Annotated in this window: 11 protein-coding genes; 7 read left to right on the top strand and 4 right to left on the bottom strand. The window is 58.4% G+C overall.

From position 1 onward, the window contains the following. Positions 1 to 196: 196 nt before the first annotated feature. Positions 197 to 2,599, top strand: a complete 2,403-nt coding sequence (locus tag CA85_RS04140; RefSeq protein WP_146390056.1) for a DUF1588 domain-containing protein — start codon at positions 197 to 199, stop codon at positions 2,597 to 2,599. 44 nt (positions 2,600 to 2,643) lie between these two features. Beyond that, positions 2,644 to 3,975, top strand: a complete 1,332-nt coding sequence (locus tag CA85_RS04135) for a DUF1552 domain-containing protein (protein WP_146390055.1) — start codon at positions 2,644 to 2,646, stop codon at positions 3,973 to 3,975. 24 nt (positions 3,976 to 3,999) lie between these two features. Here the strand turns inward: CA85_RS04135 and CA85_RS04130 are convergent, their stop codons facing one another. The 3 genes from CA85_RS04130 to CA85_RS04120 all read right to left on the bottom strand — a co-directional run bounded on the left by CA85_RS04130 (position 4,000) and on the right by CA85_RS04120 (position 9,546). After that, positions 4,000 to 5,895 carry a CRTAC1 family protein gene (locus CA85_RS04130; RefSeq protein WP_146390054.1) on the bottom strand — a complete coding sequence of 632 codons (1,896 nt, stop codon included), beginning with the start codon at positions 5,893 to 5,895 and terminating at the stop codon, positions 4,000 to 4,002. Next, the gene (locus tag CA85_RS04125; RefSeq protein ID WP_146390053.1) at positions 5,885 to 8,809 is read right to left on the bottom strand and encodes a multiheme c-type cytochrome; all 2,925 of its coding nucleotides are present in this window, start codon (positions 8,807 to 8,809) and stop codon (positions 5,885 to 5,887) included. The genes CA85_RS04130 and CA85_RS04125 overlap by 11 nt, the downstream gene beginning before the upstream one ends. A 344-nt stretch (positions 8,810 to 9,153) precedes the next feature. After that, the gene (locus CA85_RS04120) at positions 9,154 to 9,546 is read right to left on the bottom strand and encodes a hypothetical protein (protein WP_222435403.1); all 393 of its coding nucleotides are present in this window, start codon (positions 9,544 to 9,546) and stop codon (positions 9,154 to 9,156) included. A gap of 152 nt (positions 9,547 to 9,698) precedes the next feature. Between CA85_RS04120 and CA85_RS04115 the strand changes: the two genes are divergently transcribed. Next, complete coding sequence (locus tag CA85_RS04115; RefSeq protein ID WP_246112485.1) at positions 9,699 to 10,664, top strand: endonuclease/exonuclease/phosphatase family protein; 966 nt, start codon at positions 9,699 to 9,701, stop codon at positions 10,662 to 10,664. 84 nt (positions 10,665 to 10,748) lie between these two features. Here the strand turns inward: CA85_RS04115 and rlmN are convergent, their stop codons facing one another. Further along, positions 10,749 to 11,858: a 23S rRNA (adenine(2503)-C(2))-methyltransferase RlmN gene (rlmN, locus tag CA85_RS04110; RefSeq protein WP_146390050.1), complete on the bottom strand. Its 1,110-nt coding sequence runs from the start codon at positions 11,856 to 11,858 to the stop codon at positions 10,749 to 10,751. A gap of 178 nt (positions 11,859 to 12,036) precedes the next feature. On the opposite strand from rlmN, the gene CA85_RS04105 reads away from it, so the two are divergent. The 4 genes from CA85_RS04105 to CA85_RS04090 all read left to right on the top strand — a co-directional run bounded on the left by CA85_RS04105 (position 12,037) and on the right by CA85_RS04090 (position 19,869). After that, positions 12,037 to 12,594, top strand: a complete 558-nt coding sequence (locus CA85_RS04105; protein ID WP_146390049.1) for a DUF4416 family protein — start codon at positions 12,037 to 12,039, stop codon at positions 12,592 to 12,594. 117 nt (positions 12,595 to 12,711) lie between these two features. After that, positions 12,712 to 15,744 (top strand): FG-GAP-like repeat-containing protein, encoded by a 3,033-nt coding sequence (locus CA85_RS04100; RefSeq protein ID WP_186774733.1) that lies wholly within the window; start codon positions 12,712 to 12,714, stop codon positions 15,742 to 15,744. After that, entirely contained in the window at positions 15,731 to 18,775 is a 3,045-nt protein-coding gene (locus tag CA85_RS04095) for an FG-GAP-like repeat-containing protein (RefSeq protein WP_222435402.1), read from the top strand. Before CA85_RS04100 ends, CA85_RS04095 begins: the two co-directional genes overlap by 14 nt. After that, positions 18,772 to 19,869, top strand: coding sequence for a tRNA dihydrouridine synthase (locus CA85_RS04090; protein ID WP_146390046.1), 1,098 nt, complete (start codon positions 18,772 to 18,774; stop codon positions 19,867 to 19,869). The genes CA85_RS04095 and CA85_RS04090 overlap by 4 nt, the downstream gene beginning before the upstream one ends. Positions 19,870 to 20,553 lie beyond the last annotated feature (684 nt).

Genomic DNA, 20,553 nt, shown 5'->3' with positions numbered 1-20,553 from the left:
CGCCTCGAATAGTAGGATCGAATCAGACCCCAGCCGAGAACATTTTACGGGAGGACGATGGCCAAAACCCAAGTGTCATTTGGTGTTTGGCTGGAGATCACGTACAATGGGTGATGCTACCTATCCTGCCTTTCTCCCCCGCTTGAGAAAAGTTCGTAGCGTCGTTTGTGATGATGGCTGCTGCGGAAAATGCGTCATGAAACTCAATCTATTCCTGCTCCATGCGTTCGTTTTGGCGTTCGCGATCTGTTCGCTCGCCCATCACGCGGTCATTGGGGCGGAGCCTGCTAGTCGCGGTAGCGGCGATCCGGAGGCGATGCGGGCTGCTGGAGCGGTGATTTTCGATGCTCAGTGTGCGAGCTGTCATGGCGAATCTGGACAGGGGACTGAGGACTATTTCCCCGATCCGTTGACGGGGGACGCGTCCATTGGCGAACTGGCCGAGCTCATCACGGACACCATGCCGGAAGAGGATCCGGATGCCTGTGTGGGGCCTGATGCCGAAGCTGTCGCTGCCTACATCCATCATGCGTTCTATAGCGAAGCGGCCCAGCTGCGGAATCGGCCGCCGCAATTGGCGTTGCAGCGTCTGACCGGTGACCAGCTCCGCAGTAGTCTGTCAGATTTGTACAGCCATTTTGCTCAGATCCATCGCGACCGCTGGGAAGACCTGAAAGCCAATCAGGGATTGGAAGCAAGGTACTACACGGGCAAGAAGTGGGACGAAGAGGCACAAAAGATCGCTCGTACGGACCCTGTCGTGGACTTCGACTTTGAGCTGCATGGTCCTCAGAAAGCCGATGGCAGCGACGCGGGGATCGATGGTGAGGAGTTTCATGCTCACTGGCACGGCGGCGTGCGGATTGAAGAGACAGGACGGTACGAACTGATCGTACGTAGCACGACCTCGTTCACCTGTGCATTCGGGCACAATGACGATCAATTGATCGACAACCACGTCCAGTCGGAAGGACGCAATGAGTTTCGCCGCTCATTGATGCTGACAGGCGGACGAATGTACCCGATCAAGATCGATATGAATCAGCGAAAGCGAAAAGGAGAGACGCCGCCTTCGAGCATCTCACTTTCGTGGGTACCGCCGGGCGGCGTCGAAGAGATCCTGCCCGCTCACCACTTGATGCCAGGATGGGTACCTCCCGCGCTGCGGTTGGAGACGCAAATGCCGCCCGATGACCGCACCTACGGATTCCCACGTGGGATCTCAGTCGATCCGGTCTGGGATGAAGCGGTCACTTCGGCTGCGATTGAATTTGCGGACCTCGCCAGTGTCGAACTGTGGCCGGATTATCTCAAGCAGCATAAGAAAGACAAAATCGGCCGCAAAAAGTTGCTGCTTCAATTTCTAGATGAGTTGATCGCGGTAGCCCATCGCCGGGCGCCTGATCCCGCTGCGTCGAAAGGGATCATTGATACCGCAACGGCTGCCCATGAAGATGAAACAGAACAGATTCGGCATGCGATTCTGTTAACACTCAAATCGCCACGGTTTCTCTACCCGACGCTGGACGTCGATCGAACTGCCTCCCAACGAGCGGCCAACCGTATCTCGCTGACGTTGCATGACTCCCTGCCTGGTGATGATTGGATGCTGCGACGGATTGAAGAGGACTCGATCGCCGATGAGGACGGGCGTCGGGCGTTGGCCCGCAAGCTCGTCGATGATGCGCGCACCCGAGCGAAGCTGCGGGAGATGTTTCACCATTGGTTAGAAGTCTCGCCAGCGGACGATTTACGCAAAGACGAGGAACTGTTTCCTGGTTTCGATGCTGCCGTTGTCGCCGACCTGCGTCAGTCGCTCGACGGCTTCATCGATTCGGTCGTCTGGAGTGAGGCCAGTGACTACCGTCAGTTGGTTGCCGCCGACTGGACACTCACCACGCCGCGGCTCGCTGATTTCTATGGTGAACCTTGGCAGGCAGCAGATCCGGAACAGACGTCCGAGGCTAGCATCACTGTGGACTGGGCCAATGGGATGGCTCGCAGTGTGGCCGATGAGCAGGTTCACGTCGGCGTGCTGACCCATCCGCTCGTGATGGCCAAGTTCGCTCATCACCGCACGACATCCCCCATCCACCGAGGGGTCTTTTTGGTCCGGCACGTGATGGGGCGAGTGCTCCGGCCGCCCAATGAGGCATTCACGCCACTCAGTCCGGACTTGCACCCCGACCTCACCACCCGCCAGCGGGTTGAGCTCCAGACCAGTCCTGAGAGCTGCCAAATCTGTCACTCCAAGATCAATCCGCTCGGCTTCGCATTGGAAAATTTTGACGCCGTGGGACATTACCGTATAATGGAAGGCGATCGCCCGATCGATGCCACCGGTGGTTACTCCTCGCGCCAAGACGAAGAGGTTGCATTCCAATCCGCTCGTGACCTCGGCGACTACGTCGCGACTAGTCCGGAGGCACAATCGGCGTTTGTTGAACGAATGTTCCAGTATTTTGTCAAACAGCCGATTGCTGCGTTCGGTGCCGATCAGTTAGAAACGCTCACTGAGCGGTTCGCGCAGTCTGGCTTTAATATCCGAGAGTTGCTAATCGAGATCGCGGTTATCAGTTCCCGGCAAGAAAGCCACTAGCTTCTAGCTCCCACCCCCCTCCCCCTCAGCCCACCTCTCCTGCCATGCCTACCTCACGTCGACGTTTTCTTCAGCAGACTGGTATCAGTGCTGCCGCAGCCCACTTTGCCACGAATCTGCCCAGTCTCGCCCTGGGTGCGGAATCGACCAATCGCCAGCGACTGGTGTTTGTGTTCAGCCCCAACGGGGTCATCCCAGATCACTTCTGGCCAGAAGTGGACAAGAAGCAGGGCGAGTCGGAAATGGAGTTTAAGCGGATTCTCAAGCCGCTCAAGCCGTTCCGCGATCAGACCGTGACGATGCACGGGTTGTGCAACCAGATCCAGGGCGACGGAGACGGCCACATGCGTGGGATCGGTTGTTTGCTAACCGGCGTCGAACTATTCCCCGGCGACATTCAAGGCGGCAGCGACACGCCAGCGGGTTGGTCTCAGGGGATCAGCATCGACCAGTTTCTCAAGAACCAACTGCAAGCGGACCCGAGAACGCGAACACGTTTCGGCTCGCTGGAGTTCGGTGTGATGGTTCCCGATCGCGCCGACACCTGGACGCGGATGTCCTACAGCGGGCCGAACCAACCGGTCGCACCGATCGACAATCCCTACAAGATGTTTGACAAGCTCTACGGTCAAGCGAAGAACCGCGAATTGCTCGCCAGTGTCCTCGATGACCTGTCGGATGACTTCCGCACGCTCGAGAAGATGGTCAGTGTCGAAGATCGGCATCTCTTGCAGCAGCACCAGGCGCTCGTGCGAAAGGTTGAAAAGGATCTGCAGGTCGAACTGGCGGCTAAATCCGACGCGATCGGTCATGCCGTTCCAGAACTGCCGCCGAACGTGGAAGACCAGAACGACAACATGCCGCAGATCACGCGGATGCAGACCGAACTATTGGTCAATTCTTTTGCTGCCGATTTTGCTCGCATCGCCAGTTTCCAGATCACCAATAGCGTGGGCAATGCGAAGCTGCGTTGGCTCGATATCGACGAGGGCCACCACGCCCTGTCGCATGAGCCCGATAGCAATGAGGATTCCTACGAGAAGCTGATCAAGATCAATACCTGGTACTGCGAGCAGGTCGCGCATTTGGCCAAGCGGTTGCAGGAGACCCCGGAACCGGGCGGTGAGGGATCGATGCTCGATCACACCACTATCGTGTGGACGAACGAACTCGGCAAAGGCAACTCACACACCCGCAACAACATCCCCTTCGTCTTGGTCGGCGGGGGGCTGGGCATCCGTGGGAACCGGGCGATCGATTTTAAACGGACGCCTCACAATCGGTTCCTGATGACGCTCGCCGAACGGATGGGATTCCCGCAGGAAACATTCGGCAACCCCGATTTCTGTGGCGACGGTGTTCTTACCGGCGTGTAGTTGCACGGGATAGTCTCGGCCCCCTCACCGCTCGATCACGTGGCCTTGATCCACTGCGAGCGGTCCGAGTGAGACGCTCTCGCCGTCGGGCCACCGCACCGTCACGTCTTGGACGGCATCGGCATCGCCGAGCCCGAACGTCAATGGCAATTCGACTTGCGAAAGGTAGCTGCGGGTCGGCATGACTTGTTTGGATAACACTTCATCGCCCACGGTCACGTCCACCCAGGCCCCGATCGCGTCGCGGTTGCATCGCTCCGAGTCACCGACGAGTTTTACACGCAGCCAATGATGGCCAAGCTGTTGTTCATTGCGGAGCAGTCGTGGTTTGCGCCCGCTCGCGGTGATCAGGATGTCGATATCGCCATCGCTATCGATGTCAGCATAAGTGGCGCCGCGACCGACCATCGGTTTGAGCAGATCGGGGCCAGTTTGCTGTTCGCCGACTGCGAGGAATTCCGTACCGAACTCCGGCCCCGCGTTCCAAAATAGCTGGGGCGGCTGCTCATAGTGTTGGCTGGGTTGCACTCGATTGATGTCTTCTTCGAGGTGCCCATTGGCACAGAACAGGTCGAGCCGCCCGTCGAGATCGTAATCGAGGTACATCAGCCCGAAGGTCAGCAGGAGCCGGGTGCTCGGCCCCAATCCCGTCGAGATCGCTTCATCAAAAAACTGCATCCGGCCCGCTTTGGTCACATAGAGAGCCGTCATCTCATTGGAAAAGTTACCGATAGCCACCGCCATCGCCTTGCGGTCGCGAAACGAAGTCACATCGATGCCCATCGCCCCGCGAGCGGCGCCGCTGGAGTCGAAGGCGATCCCTGCCAACGCCCCGATCTCGGTGAAGTGACCGTCGCCGTCGTTTCGTAGCAGCAGGTTTTGCACGGTATCGTTGGCAACGATCAGATCGAGTGTTCCATTGTTGTCAAAGTCACAGATCGCCAGTCCCAAGGATTTGGAGAGCGGCACGCCTGTGGCGGGATTGCGGACCTGGACCCCCGACGATTCGGACACATCGGTAAACTGACCATCACCGTCGTTTCGATAGAGATAGGGGAACGAGCCCTCGAAGTTTTGGGGACGCCCATAGGCACGGCCGCCTCCGACGAGTTGGAACCCTTGCGATTGGTCGTACTCACGGCTCCACATCACGTAGTTGCAAACAAAGAGATCGAGATCGCCATCATTGTCGTAGTCGAACCATCCCGCGCTGCTGCTCCAACGATCCTCGTCGCCAGCGACACCGGCAGATTCCGACACATCGACGAAAGTCCCGTCGCCTTGATTGTGGAACAAGTGGTTTGCGCCGACGGCGGTGATGAAGATATCCACACGCCCGTCGTTGTCGTAGTCGCCCACGGCGGCGCCCATGGCGTAGATGGGAATATCAATCCCAGAACCGGCTGTCACATCGACGAACTCACCGTCATCGTTGCGGTAGAGCACCGATGTATTGGATCGTTCACTCGGTTCATCCCAAGACCAGTCTTTGGAATTGACCAATAGCAGGTCTTGGTCGCCATCGTCGTCGAAGTCGAGGAAGGCAACACCACCGCCCATCGTTTCGGGAAGCAGCTTATCACCGACGGCACCATTGTTGTGAACGAAGTCGATACCGGCCTCGTCAGTGATATCGGCAAAAGGCACGGCCGGTATTTCCACCGAGGGCAGTTCACGGACTTCGACAGTGGCGAGTTCGGATTCACGAACGGGCGGGGCAGCATCGGGGCGTGAAAGGGCGTACGCGACCGCAGCCCCCACTACGGCAAGGCACACCAACGCGATGAAGGACCCTCGCAGAGCGCGGCTGATCGCCGCGTCATCCCGCAGCTCGTCGTCGACCTCGTCGTGATCGGCCGCATTGTGTCGCGTTGGATCACGATGTTCCCGAGACGGGTTTGCCTTTCGCTTACTGGACATCGTTGGCCTCCTCTTGGGATTCGGTCGTGATGGTTTGCGTGTCATTCGGTTTCCTGTCCGTGTCGATTTCTGGATCCGTTTCCAAGCTCGCTGACTTCTCGCGATGCAGCGAGTACTTCACGACAGCTTCGGCAGCGTGATCAGCGGCTGGGTATTTTTCTCGAGCCAAGCGGATTGCTCGGCCAGCGGCGTTGTCGTCGGGTTTATACCGAAGGTGCAATTGCTGCTGAATCGCGGCTCGCTCGGGATCGCCGAGTTTGTCATAGAGCAACTGCAGATTGTGGTGCGCCGAGACGTTCTCGGGATCGATCGTCAGCGTTTTCTCGAACTGCACCACGGCTTCCTGGAAGTACTGGTCGCTTTCCTCAGTTCGCTGTTGGCGCTCGCGGACGTTCCCCAAGTCAAAAAGGGTCCTGCCGAGCAGATTGATGACTTCGATATCGAGGCTGAAGTCGAATCCACGCTTCTGCATCGCGGGGGCGCTATCCTCGAGAACGCTGCGTAGATTCTGCTCTGCTTCCTCGAGACGGCCTTGTTGAGCATTGACGGCGCCAGAGAGCCATGCCCAGGTCCAGCGAGGGAAGCCTTCGGTATCGCTGAATCGCCCCGCTCGTTGGAGAGCGTCGACGGCTTCATCGAGCCGGCCCTCCGTGTTAAGCACCCGGGCCAGGTTCAATGGCCCATCCCAGCGATCGAGCTTCTCTACCTGCAGGAAGGCTTCTTCGGCCTGACGCAGTTCGGCTTTGCCCTTGAGCAGTAAACCGATGCCGTAGTCGTTCCAACGCTGCCAGGCCGGGATTTCACGATCTGGATTGTCGACAGTTTGTTCGAACCCTTCGATGGGAAACTCGATCGTATCGACCGCCATCGTGGTGATCGGCAGTTCGTTGACGTATCGCTCGCCCGCTTCATAGCCGCGGATGGACCGGCCCAATTTCGCGTTCTCTTCGGCGACAAAATCCATGAATTCGGTATCAAACTTCCGGTACTGGAGTTTCAATTCCACTTGGACCGGCTCTGTCACATCGTCGGGGATCTGCAGCTCATAGTGCACGGTTTGCCCGGCCCCCGGGGGGATCTGATGGTTGTACAGTGGTGTGAAGATGTCCTCAGGATTTCGGCGGTTGATCCGATTACCATCCTTGTCCAACATGAACACGTTGACAAAGTGCGACCAAGGGTCGACCTCGTTTTCGTTATCAGCGTCGACCAAACCGCTTTGTCCGATCAAGCGACCACCGCTGGTGACTTTCACCTCCAGCCAGACCTCGTTGCTGTCGACGGTTCCCTGAGTAAACAGGTGTCCCAGTTTGAGGGTACGGATCACGGTTTCGAGCAAGTACTTGCTACCCGGTTTCAACGCAGGGACCTGGGGCCGGAGGGGCGCGGTCAGCTCTCCATCGATCTCTGCATCCTCGCGGATTCCAAAGATATCTACACGGACGATGTCTTGTAGATACTCCTGGTGAATGGAAATAAGATCGTCGCGGTCGCGCAGCCAAGCGATGCCGGTATTGGCCGAGGGGAACAGGTGGTTGTGAACACTCAGTTCATCGGCGCCGTCAAAGTGTTTTGCACCAAAGTCGTCCGAGGCGACCAGGGGCATATGGCATTCATTGCAGTTATCGACAGCCTGCGGTGGGTAGTAGAAACTGCGGGCACCATGCCCCGAAACGCCACTGAACAGGTACGGATCATAGTGGTTCTGGCCACGCAAGAAGTCTTTGTATCCATTGAGTGCTTTGGGTAGATGCACCTTGTGACAGGTCGAACAGAACTCAGCCGTTTTGTGGAAGGGCTTGAGAAACGTTTTCTTGTGGAAAGATGGTTTCGCTTTGACGAGCTGGTTGTTGATCCACTGCAATGCGGCGTTCTCGCTCGAGGCGAACGGATAGTGCAGCGGTTCCTCAATCGTGTAGTCGGCGTTGCCCCGGACGCTGTTGACGTTGGTGATCGTGTGACAAACCGTACAGGTGATCCCAGCGTTGGCGGTCGGGTGATCGAGCATGTCAAAATTAGGATCGTCAAATGCACCGGAGAAAAAGGGGACGGGGTCGTGACACCCGGCACACCAACGTGAAGCTTGTACGGAACCATCCCGTTCGAGGGACATCGCCCGCGTCGCATTCACACTGGCTAGGTACGGCGCATTGTTGAAGGAGCTAAAGCGGTGGACGCTGTCGGACCAATCCTTATGGATGTCGGCGTGGCATTTTAGGCAGTATTCATCGTTCATCATGGCATCGGCGGGGATAAAATTCCCGCTGGAGGTACGGGCCAGTGATGGCTCAAAGTACTGCACACCAGAATCGGGGCCGATCGCATTCCATTGCCGCGGGTCTTGCATCTGCAGCACCACCATCACGGCAATCGCCGCGACGGCAACGCCAGCAAAGCTCATCCCAATCCGCCACTTGATCCGTGGACCAGCCAAGCGGTGCAGCCAATAAAGCCACACCGCTGCCAGCGGACAAACCACATGCAACCAATACACGGTGTTACGAGCCAAGGGCTGTTTGAGGTCGAAGCCACCGATCCGAACCAGCAGGATGCCGGTAATGAGAATGGCGATGCTGATTGCGAACAGAGCGTACCCGATCTTGATCGCCCGGCGGTTGCGACGATTTTTGGTGTTCCAGATATGGACCAATCCGAACAGAATCAGCGGCAGAATGAGAACCAACCCCAGCACCAAGTGGGCGAGGAACATGTATTGATAGAAAAAGTCCTGGTACGTTTCGCCCTGAAACCACTCCAAGAAGGTGAAGATGGAAAGGTAGCCCGCGTTGGCGAACAGAAGGGCAACGAGCACGAAGATGAGATAGAGCAGTTTGCGCAGCCGAGGGCCAACAGCGCGAACGTACTTCTTACGAGGCACCGCCGCGGCGGCACCCCCCTGGGGGACAGACGACATGGAGAGAATCCTAGTGAGATAAATTGAAATCCGAACGGAGCGCTGCGCAGCGACTCCGGAACATGCACGAGCTCGATCACCCATGCGTTTTCAAATTAGGAAGCAAATCGCTCGCGTCCGCTAACGGCAAATCAGGGATTGCCCATCACACGGGCGTGTCAGCCACGCTGATGATGGGATCGCAGACACGGAACCTCGCGATGTGTCGCGAAGAGGTGTGGCGCGAAACCTTGATCCACATTCAGGAGAAGTCACCACCGCATTCGGTCCACGCTCGGTCGAGAGTGGCTGCGAAATCATCGGTGGGGCGAGAGGCGCGGCAGGACCGCAGTGCTTCCTGGTCACTAGGATTGCGGAGGCCGCTCGATTGCCATGCGATAGCCGCTCGGCAAGAGCAGACGGTCACCGCAGCGAGACTGCGCATCCAGCGATGCCTGCATCACACGTTCCTGGCAGAGCAGCGCCGCATCATGATGGTGCCGCTCGATCCCAGGAATCGCGGGCAGCGGATCCTTTCCCGTGGGCGATTGCCCGCAGGCGGGACCATGGCAGGGCTCGGCCGGTGCTGGGGCCGTAGCGGCTTCCTCGGTGTCTTGCATCGAATCGGCGTGCTGCAGCCAATCGCCGCAACTCGCCTGGACTGAGCGGGGCGCACAGACACCCAGCAAAATCACGAAGAAAACGGCGAGAGGAAAAATACGCAACATCAACACACGACCAGGGACGACGGAGGGCACCCAAAGACTACTTCGTTTCAAAGTTCGAGTCAATGTTCCTCATCGTTTCATCGTGTACGATGAGACAAACGTCAGCCTGACGAGACGGATTGCTTCGATCGGTCGCCCGCCATTTCGGTTTTCTTGCAACTTTCAAAACGAGTTACGTCCTCTTGAACACTACACGATTCGCCATCGAACGGTTCCCTGCTTTCTCGATCCTTTGCGGTCTGCTGTTCGCCTGCTCCGCAGTGTCGATTTGTCCCGGTTCAGCCTCCGCCGAGGAGGTGAAAGTAATGAGCTTCAACATTCGCTACGGAAAGGCGAAGGATGGAGAGAACCATTGGGAGAAACGGAAACTGCTGGTGGCTCAAACGATCCAAGCGTTTTCGCCGGATCTATTGGGGACGCAGGAAACCCTCGGTTTTCAAAAACAGTTTCTCGAGGGGAAACTGCCCGAGTACGCGAGCATCGGGATCGGGCGTCAGGACGGGGGCCAGCAAGGCGAGATGACCGCCATTTTCTATCGCAGTGATCGTTTCGAGCGGCTCGATGAGGGCCACTTCTGGCTCAGTGAAACGCCGGAGGTGGTCGGCAGCAAGTCCTGGGACAGCAGCCTGCCACGAATGTGCTCGTGGGTGAAGCTTCGAGACCGTCGCTCGGATGGTCCGGCTATCCTGTTCGTCAATACCCACTTTGATCACCGCGGCCCGGACGCGAGAAAGGAATCGGCACGATTATTGGGCGAGAAGATCAGCGATCTCGGCGAGGGGTGTCGCTGCGTTTTAACCGGTGACTTCAATGCCGGCGCCGGTAGTCAACCGCATCAGATTCTTTTTGCCGAGTCGTCCCCAGACAACTCGGGCGGCATCACGTTGGTGGACACGTTCGCCGCCGCTCACCCGGACGCGACTGACGCCGAGGCCACGTTCTCAGGGTTTCGTCCCAACGTTACGAAAGGAGCCCGGATCGACTGGATCGCGGTCACGCCCGACTGGACGATCGAGTCGGCAGAGATTGATCGAACCGAATACGATGGGCGAACTCCGTCGGATCACTATCCGATCACGGCGACGCTGCGTTTCACCGACGACGGGAGTGCCGACGCTGGGGGTAGCGAAACGTCGCGGGACAACTGAGCGTGTCGCCTGCGTGCATTGCCCGCTGGTTACCCTGACGATGTCTATCGGGACGTTCGCACGCCGAGGATCTGCGCCGCTGGATCAGGAGGCCTTTTGTTTTCCTCGGTGACGGCGGAGTTGGCCGCAGGCGGCGTCGATCTCATCACCTTTCCGCTGGCGGAACATCACGTTGACTCCTGCAGTCTCGAGAATTTGCCGGAATCGTGCAATCGATTCCTTGTTCGGCGTCACGTACGGCAATCCTTCGACGGGGTTGTAGGGGATGACATTCATCATCACCGAACGGCCACGCAGTAGCCGGGTGAGTTCGTGAGCGCAGGCTTCGGAGTCGTTGATGCCGCCCAGCAGAACGTACTCAAAGGTGAGCCGGCGACCGGAGCTGGCGAAGTAGCGATCGGCAGCGGTGAGCACTGGCTCGATGCCAATCTTTTTGTTGACCGGCACGAGTTCGCTGCGCAGTTCGTCATTGGGGGCATGCAGGCTGACAGCGAGATTGTAGGGCACCCCGCCCGCTGCCAACTTCTCGATCGCTGGTGGCAGACCCACGGTGCTGATCGTGATCCGCCGGGGGCTGATACCGAGTCCCTCAGGGTTGCGGGCGACATCGAGCGCCGCCAAAACTCCCGGGAGATTGGCCAGTGGCTCGCCCATGCCCATCATCACGATATGGCTGAGCCGCTCGGATTCCGGCAACCGGTGCTGCAGACGTAGCATCTGTTCGAGGATCTCGCCACGGGTCAAGTTGCGATCGACACCATCCAATCCGCTGGCGCAGAACACGCAGCCCATGGCACAACCGACCTGGCTGCTGACACAGATGCTTCGCCGGTCACCGTCACGCAGCAGAACGCACTCGACCTCGCCACCGTCGATCAGCCGCACCAGGATTTTCTCGGTGCCGTCGCGTGAAGTCGACACATGTGCTTCGGAAGCATTAAATACGTCAAACGCCTCGGCGAGTTCCAGACGCAGTTTGGCAGGGAGGTCCGACATGGTGTCGAACGAATCCGCCCGGCCGGTATAGAGCCAACGACGAATTTGCTTAGCACGGAAGGCGGGGTAGCCCCGCTCGGCCAGCCATTCGGCGAGGGCTTCGTCGGAGGTATCGAGCAAGTGCCGTTTTCGGGGCTGGGCCGAACCCTCCTCCTCGGGTGCGGACTGATTTTGCGAGAGGACGGGCAGTGAGGGCATGGCAGCGGGTCGAGTGGCGGAGGACGGTCGATAGGTCCGTCGGATAGATGCCGTTAACGATAAGCGAGCCGAGCCGGATGCACCAGCCAAAATCTGAACTGGGGGCTGGCCGATCTGAGAGCTGGCACGGCGGAGCGAGGGGCAGACCGATTTTCGGCTAGGTATTAAGATCAGGCGTATGGCTAAACCTCGTTTGATTGAACCCGTTGTCCGATTCTGCGCCGTGATTTCGCGGCATGCCGAGGCTCGCCATTGGGCCCGGCAACGACTTTGTGAGCACTGGGGGGCCGCCGCAGAGGTCTCCTCACCAGCACCCTTCACCGCCGGTGGATTCTACGCTGCTGAAATGGGCGAGGGTCTGACCAAAATACTCGTCGCGTTCGACGATTTTGCCGACCCCGCCGGGCTGGCCGATTGGAAGCGGCTAACCAACGCCTGGGAGCGTGAGTATGCTCAATCGAGCGATCACGCCGAGACGCGACCGCTCAACTTGGATCCCGGCTACATCACGCAGGCAAAATTGGTGCTGGCGACGATCAAGGACCGCGATCACCGGCTCTATCTGCATGATGGTATTTTCGCGGAAGTCACACTCAACTACATGGGTGGCCGGTGGATTCACCATCGTTGGACCTATCCGGATTTCCGTACACCCCACGTCGCTGAGTTTGCGATGACGTGTCGCGAACGACTCCGCACGCATCTGTTGAGTACCGGGGGCTTCCGCCGCGTGTGAGCCAGCCGAACACAAATCGATCGTTCGCCGTTACACTGAAATGGTTTCTCTGCGGCTGACAGGCAAGTCGATCTTTTCAGGCATTATTGAATGATACCATCGTTAAACGATCGTCCAATGATGGCTTTCAAGGCACCCTACATTTCCCTGCTGCTGGTTTCTGGGTTGGCGATTGCGGGCTGCGATAGGACGCCTGAGGAAGGACGGGGGACGGAGAGTGGCCACGCCAGACCTGCCGAGGTGGGTGCGTCTGCTTCGTCGGCGGTGGAGGCGCCGTCGCGGGGCGAGTTCTCGCTGCAGGAGATCAGTGATTTGATTGCCCAGGGAGATTTCCAGCGAGCGGACACGGTGATTCGTTCGATGTTGTCGGGTGACCCGTCCAACGCCCCGGTACTGTTCATGGCGGCGCGATCAGCACATGGCCAAGGGAAGCTTGATGAGGCGATCGAGTCGTTGAAGTTGATACCTCCCGAGCATCCCGAAGCGGGCTTTCCCGCGATGGGGCAGGCGGCAGACTGGCTGCTCGACGCGGATCGCTTGGCGGAGGCGGAGGTCGCTTTGGAAGCGATGCTGGATCAGTATGGGGATCTCGCTCCCGTGCATCGACGTTTGGCAGATCTCTTCAATTCACAGGCACGTCGGATCGAATCGGCCGAGCATGTTCGAGCTCTCATTCGATTAGGAGACGTGACTGAAAAAGAACTGCTCAGTCTGACCACTCTGAGCGTGCCCTATCACGATCAACTGAGCGACGAGAATGAACCAACACCCGCTAGCCAGAATGCCCCGTCATCGATCGATATGCGGGATCTGGCCCGCGCCAAGGAGATGCTCATTCAAAGAAACCTCGAACCGGCGAGTGTGCTCGCGCAGCGACTGCGAGAGCAGTTCCCCCAATCCACCGCTGTCGCAGCGTTGGAGGGGCGTGTCTACGAAGCATTGCAGCGAGACGATGCGCTGCGAGGTTGGATCGCGTCCTTGCCTGCAGGCATTGAGCGAGAGCCGGAGTACTGGACCACGCTGGGAACTTGGATGCTGAGATCGGGAGAACCCGAGCCAGCGATCCGAGCCTTTTGTGAAGCGGTTCAGCTGGATCCGACCGACCGCGTGGCGTATTTGCGACTGTCCGAGGCGCTCGCCGCAGTCGGTGAGATCGATGCCGCCGAGCGAGTCGCAGCGCGAAAGACGTTGCTCGCTGACGCTTGGCAGTTAGCACTCAACGTGGGGCTCCACCGGGAGAGTCGCTCGGGCGACATGCGGTTGCTGGCAGAGACCCTCGACCAGCTCGGTCGTCCCTGGGAGGCCCTCTCCTGGCGGATGGTGCTGGCTCATGAATCAGGCCGGCTCGAAGACGCGATGCCAGAACTGATCGCGGCGCGAGAAGCGCTGTTGCAATCGGACACCGAGGCAGCGAAGTCGGATCGACTATGCGGCGTCGATCCATCGAATTGGAGGATGCCAGATCGGGCTTCCTTAGCAGGGGATTCAGCAACGATGGTCGCCTCCCGCGAGATCGGTATTCCACCATCGCAGCAGCGGTCCATTCGCTTGGTCGACGTCGCGGCGCAGATCGGGATTGATTTTCGCTACCACAACAATCGCGAACCGGAGGCCAAACGTCTGCGGATGTTCCAGGTCAATGGTGGCGGGATCGCGGTGCTGGATTACGACCGGGACGGTTGGATGGATTTCTATTTTTGCGACGCGGGCGGGCGTCCGAATGACGCTCACGACTCTTATCCGAACCGTTTGTATCGAAATCTCAACGGCACCGCGACAGCGGAGGTTGCCTTGGCGTCGCAGTCGGATGATCGCAGCTACGGGCAAGGTGTGACCGCAGCGGACCTCAACCAAGATGGATTCACAGACCTGGTGGTCGCGAACATTGGCGAAAACCTTTTGTACATCAACAATGGCGATGGTACGTTCACCCGTACCGTGATCGATGGTTCGGAGGCCTGGACGAGCGGTTGTGTTTGTGGCGATCTCGACGGTGATGCGTTGCCGGAAATCGTAGAGATCAACTACATCGACGATGAATCCGCATTCACGACCGAGTGCTGGGGTGACGGTTTCGATTGCTCTCCTCGAATTTTTGGCGCCTGTCAGGATCGATTGCTCAAGCGAAACGGGCAGGGCGATTGGGTGGCGATGGACAGCGTGGCTCCCAGTGCGTTGAAGCCGAACTATGGGTTCGCAGGGATCATCGCAAACTTTGATCGCGAGCATGGAAACGACGTCTTTGTCAGCAATGACACGAAAGACAATTTTTTTTGGGTGAGTCGGACGAGAGATGAAACCACTCCTTACGTCATCGACAACCAGGCCGAACTGCGAGGCTGCGCCACCGGTGATCTCGCCCAGCCTCAGGGATGCATGGGAGTGACAGGCGGGGACTTCAATCGAGATGGCAAGCTCGACTTCTGCGTTTCGAACTATTGGAATGAACCTTCGAACCTCTACATCCAAGGCCAACGAGGTTTCTTTACCGACAGTGCGGCTCAGTTCGGCATCGCCGCGCCAAGTCGGGAGACGGTGGGATTTGGGATTCAAGCGGTTGATCTCGACCGCGATGGCTGGCTCGACCTGAGCGTTTTAAACGGACACGTTTTCGATCCTGCGGAGAATGGGACGCCCGAAGTGCCTTTTCGCATGCTGCCGCAACTCTTCCAGGGAGGCCCCCGTGGTTTCACCCTGGTCGAGCCAGACCACGAATCCGACGATCCGACAGCATCTTTTTGGACGACCCCGACGCTTGGTCGGACTTTGGTACGCACGGATTTCAACCGAGACGGCAAACCAGATTTGGTAGCCAATTCGCTCGATTCATCCGTCGCGGTACTGGCGAATCTCACCGATACGGGACATTGGCTGAGGCTCGAACTCGTCGGTACCGCGAGTGAACGCGATGCGGTGGGCGCCGAGGTCGTCGTCACGTGCGGCGATCAAACGTTTCACCAATGGCGGTTGGCCGGTGGGTACATGGGTGCCAATGATCCGGTCATCGACATCGGCTTGGGCGCGTCTGACCGAGTTGATAACATGGAAATTCATTGGCCTTCGGGTAACATACAATCGTTCGCGGATGTGGCAGCGGACATGCATTATTTGGTGATAGAAAATGACGAGCGTTTGCATGTTCCGAAATGAACTTGAGGAAACGATGCCTCTCCGTCCTCGTGCACTGAGATTGATGTGGATCGCGATGCTGGTGATTTTTGGGGTGGGTTGTGATTTCACCAAGCCAACCCCGCGTTCCGCTGCCTCTTCTGATTCAGTTGACACTGCCGGCGGTGGCAACATTGATGAATTTGCCGCAGCCGAACGTCTGCTTCGACGGGGCGATCCCGCGGCCGCATCGACGTTGATCCAACAGGCCTTGATCGCTACCCCCGAGGACCCAGCCACGCTGGAATTGGCTGGCGACGTGGAGGCGGCTTTGAACCGACCGCAGCAGATGATCGAGCTGTACGAATCTGCGATCGAGCATTCGTCACCTCCCTCGGTGGCGTTGTTCAATAAGGCAGGGCAAGCATGGATGCGGATCGGGCGTCCCTTTGAGGCCGTGGCGGTATTGCGGACTGCCGTGGAGCAGTATCCCGACGACCGCAAAATTCGCACCGACGTGGCCGGACTGTTGGCGGCGTTGGGTCTTGAACAGGAAGCGGGTACGCATCTGCGTTGGTTGGTGATGCGTGGATTGGGTGGTTTGAACGAATTGGTGATGTTGTCGGATTTGACACGTCCGCAGAACGACCGCGCGATTGCTGACTATGCGATCAAGCACGCACCTGAGGATCTACGGTCACATTTTCCATCGGCCCGTGAGGCCGCCTACAAGGGACTCTGGGAATCTGTGGCTGAGACGCTCGGTCCCGTCGTCGCGAAGTACCCTGCATTTGTACCTGCGTCCGCCTACTACGGTCGCGCGCTGGTGGAACTGGGGGAGGTCGATGCCGCTACGGATTGGGCGAGTCAATTGCCCGACAACATTGAGCAGCAACCTCAGTACTGGCTCGCGACAGCGGCAATGGCCAGTCGCAAGCGGCAGCACGAGCAGGCTGTCGCGGCCTATTGGCAGGCTTATCAAATTGACCCGAATGATGGGGAAGTGCTCGGCAAACTCGCCACGAGTCTGATCCAGGCTGGCTACGTTGACCAGTCGCGGGTCGTGACGGTTCAAGCGGGGAAGGTGGGGCAATTGATCGAACGTGTCGACCAACTGCGGACCAACCACAACCGGTCCCAACGCGATGCCGTCCGTGTAGCCCAAACCCTCCGCGGTCTCGGTCGACTATGGGAAGCGGCTTCGTGGTTGCGTGTGGGTGCGACAATGCCGGAGAACAAAGACCCCGGGCTGAAGGATCTCTACTTGGCGATTCGCGATGAACTTTCCGCGAGCACGCCGTGGCAGGTGCAGACAGATCTACTGACTGCGTCGATGGATTTCACCGATCTACCTGGTTTCGATTGGACACGCCCATCCGCTGAGCCGAGGTCGACCACACCAACGCCTGCATCCATGGCCGATCAAACGCAAACGATTCACTTTGTCGATGAAGCCGCTGATCGCGGGTTGAATCATGTCTGCCGAGTCCAGCCTCCCGTGGGCGGTGGGGAGTCGGGGTTGTGGATCTATCAATCTGGCGCTGGTGGCGCGGCCACACTGGATTACGATCACGATGGTTGGCCGGATGTCTATTTGACCGTGCTCGATGGCATGCCCAAGAAACGAGATTCGGCACCCAACGCGCTATTTCAGAATCATGCCGGGAAGTTCCACGATGTCACGGCGCTGTCGGGAGTGGGCGAAACCGGGTTCTCCCAAGGACTCGCTGTCGGAGATTTCAACAGCGACGGCTTTGACGATCTCTATATCGCCAACATCGGTGGCAATCGTCTCTATCGCAACAACGGCGATGGCACCTTCACCGATGTCACGGATGCTGTGGGGATCCAGGCTGATGGCTGGACGAGCTCGGTCGCGATGGTGGACATGAACCAAGACGGCGTCCTCGATCTGTTCGATGTGGGGTACTGCGCCGGAGATCGCGTGCTCACGATGCTATGCGAGAAGGATGGTGAGGCGATGGCCTGCCTGCCGAAATCCTTCGCAGCGCAACCGGATCAGGTTTGGCAGGGGTTGCCCGACGGACGTTTCACCGAGCAAACCGATGCCTGGTTGGGATCGCATTCGATCGCCCACGGCCTGGGAATCGTGGCGGGCTACTTCGACCAGAACGACGGGCTCGATCTGTATGTTGCCAACGATATGTCGGGCAACCACTTCTGGTCGGGCAGCCAAGACGCAGAGGGCGATTTCCAGTTCGACGAGCAAGCGAAGATGCGGGGGCTCTCTGTGGACAATCGCTCGCTACCGCAAGCGTCGATGGGGATTGCTGTGGGTGACCCGGATGCCGATGGCGACACCGACTTCTATCTGACGCATTTCGAAGGCGAGTACAACACGTATTACGAACAGATCCGCCCGGGGATGTGGGCTGACCTCACCTCCCAGGTTCAGTTGGCGGCGCCGACCAACGATCTATTGGCGTTCGGGACGGCTTGGCTGGACGCAGACAACGATGGCAGCCCCGAGTTGTTAGTCGCCAACGGACACCTCAACGACAATCCAGAGCCCGAGCGTCCCTACCGCATGCCGATGCAGCTATTCAGCCGTCACCCGGACGGGACTTGGTTCTCACCCGATCCCGCGTCGGTCGGTGAATACTTTGAAACCGCAAGACTCGGACGCAGCTTGATTACGCTGGATGCGAATCGCGATGGTCGTGTCGACGCCTTGGTAACGCACCTCTTCGACCCGGTATCGCTGCTGCTCAACCGCAGCAAAACGGAGGCCCGCGCGATCACATTTTTCCTCGTGGGAACCCGGGGTCACGCCAGCGCCATTGGGGCGATGGTTACGATCGAATCGGGCGGGCGGGAGCGGTCGCAGCAGTTGACCACCGGCAGCGGGTATCAGGCGGCGTCACAGAGGTGCGTGTCATTCGGAATTGCCCCTGGTGAAAAAATCGACGCCTTGCGTGTACGCTGGCCCTCGGGAGACACGCAAACCTTCACTTTGGATCCCGACCAGCCGCTCTCGGGCAGCGAGGAATACTTGCTCGTCGAGGGCGATGACGCTCCGTTTCGCTTTCAGTCATCCACACCAGGTTCATGAACCAAGCACCCCCGCTCGATACCGACTGCGAACAGCAAACCGACTGCAAGCCGCTGAAGATTGGCAATGTGGAGATCGGATTTCCCGTCGTGCAAGCGGCGTTGTCTGGCTACAGCGACTTGCCGATGCGTGTGATCGCGCGGCGACACGGTGCTACCTACAGCGTCTGCGAGGTGATGCTCGACCAGTTCCTGCTGTCGCTAACCAAACGCCAAAAAACGAAGCATTTCCTCGACATTGCTGACGAGGAGCACCCGGTCGGTGGTCAGTTAATGGGAGCCGAACCGGAGCAGTTTTCACTCGGCGCGATGAAGCTCGTTGAAGCTGGATTCGACATCATCGATGTGAATTTTGGTTGCCCGGTGAAGAAGGTGCTGGGACGCTGCCGCGGCGGGTTTCACTTGTCTCAACCGTCCGTGGCAATCGATATTTTGAAACGAACCCGTGACATCGTACCGCCGGAGATTCCTGTCACGGTCAAGATGCGGCGTGGGATCGACGACAGCCCCGAGGCGCGCGATCAGTTCTTTGAAATTCTTGATGGTGCGATGGCCGCCGGTCTCTCGGCGGCAACCGTACATGGCCGGACGGTGGCCCAACGTTACATCGGCCCCAGCCGATGGGAGTTTCTGCGAGAGGTCACGCAGCACGTTCACAGCGGTTTTAAAATCCTCGGTAGTGGGGATCTCTTCAGTGCCGAGGATTGCCTGGCGATGATTCGCCAAACCGGGGTCGATGGCGTGACGGTGGCGCGGGGTGCGATCGGCAACCCATGGATCTTCGAGCAAGCTCGTCGGTTGGCAAAGGGTGAATCTTTACCACCCCCACCAACTTTGGCCGAGCAAGCTGCTGTGATGCGAGAACATTTCAAACTCTGTGAGCAGACCTACACGGTCGAGCGAGCCCCGCTATTGATGAGGAAGTTTTGCATTAAGTACTCGCAAAACCACCCCGACTATGAAAACGTGAGGCTGGCGTTTCCGAAACTCAAGACCCGCGAGGATTTTGAGAGCGCATTGGCGACGCACTACGCGGAAGACCGTCCCGGACGCTACATCCCCCGGCAACTGCACGGTTCGCAAGAGGAAGGCTGAACCCAGCGGAGGGTCAGCCAAACATGGTTGTCCCGACGCCGAGACCGCTGCCATTGCCAGCAGTCTGCTCGGGGTTCAAGCGAAAAGGGGTCTGCCGCTCTCCGGCGAGGCCGTTAAAACAGGTTCATCCGACGGAAGCGTGCGCAGAGCACAGCGGAAGTTTTTTTGAGGCATGGCTCTCGTATCCAATGATCGTTCAAAAATGCGTCCCTGACGAACAAACGCTCGCCAGGGACCGACAACACCATGGGCGTACCGCTTTTGCAGGGAAACGCTGGCGACCGAGATATCCCTTGCCAAGCCAGCACCTCTGCAGAGCTCGGCTCGAATGGCGTGGACTTAGGGCGAATCTGGCGTGAAACAATTTTGAGCTAGCGAAGAACGGCATCCTTGTTGCATCGTGGTTTTTCTTCACAAAAATCTCAACACAAGCAAGGATGCCGTCGATGATTCTGAGGGGGGGGGGGGGTTGCGGCGGCCCCCGCAGTTTGGTAAGATAGCTCCGTGACAATTTATCCTATAAATCTTTATTCGATTCTGAATGGCCAGAATACGCCCACCCGAATGCGATTCTCAGCGAGTCGGTTAAGAGCGATACTTCTGGTCTCGAGCAAGCTAGTGGTTTGACAGTCTTGACCTTTAGGGTGAGCCGTTCTGTCGTAATAACCGGGGCTAGCGCCCAAA

The organism is Allorhodopirellula solitaria, assembly GCF_007859855.1.
GTDB lineage: Bacteria > Planctomycetota > Planctomycetia > Pirellulales > Pirellulaceae > Rhodopirellula > Rhodopirellula solitaria.
This window is presented reverse-complemented; position numbering and strand designations above follow the sequence as displayed.

Excerpts from the sequence above, each read along its gene's own strand:
- CA85_RS04140 (WP_146390056.1), top strand. The coding sequence starts at position 197 with ATGAAACTCAATCTATTCCTGCTCCATGCGTTCGTTTTGGCGTTCGCG.
- CA85_RS04135 (WP_146390055.1), top strand. The coding sequence starts at position 2,644 with ATGCCTACCTCACGTCGACGTTTTCTTCAGCAGACTGGTATCAGTGCT.
- CA85_RS04130 (WP_146390054.1), bottom strand. The coding sequence starts at position 5,895 with ATGTCCAGTAAGCGAAAGGCAAACCCGTCTCGGGAACATCGTGATCCA.
- CA85_RS04125 (WP_146390053.1), bottom strand. The coding sequence starts at position 8,809 with ATGTCGTCTGTCCCCCAGGGGGGTGCCGCCGCGGCGGTGCCTCGTAAG.
- rlmN (WP_146390050.1), bottom strand. The coding sequence starts at position 11,858 with ATGCCCTCACTGCCCGTCCTCTCGCAAAATCAGTCCGCACCCGAGGAG.
- CA85_RS04105 (WP_146390049.1), top strand. The coding sequence starts at position 12,037 with ATGGCTAAACCTCGTTTGATTGAACCCGTTGTCCGATTCTGCGCCGTG.
- CA85_RS04100 (WP_186774733.1), top strand. The coding sequence starts at position 12,712 with ATGATGGCTTTCAAGGCACCCTACATTTCCCTGCTGCTGGTTTCTGGG.
- CA85_RS04095 (WP_222435402.1), top strand. The coding sequence starts at position 15,731 with ATGTTCCGAAATGAACTTGAGGAAACGATGCCTCTCCGTCCTCGTGCA.
- CA85_RS04090 (WP_146390046.1), top strand. The coding sequence starts at position 18,772 with ATGAACCAAGCACCCCCGCTCGATACCGACTGCGAACAGCAAACCGAC.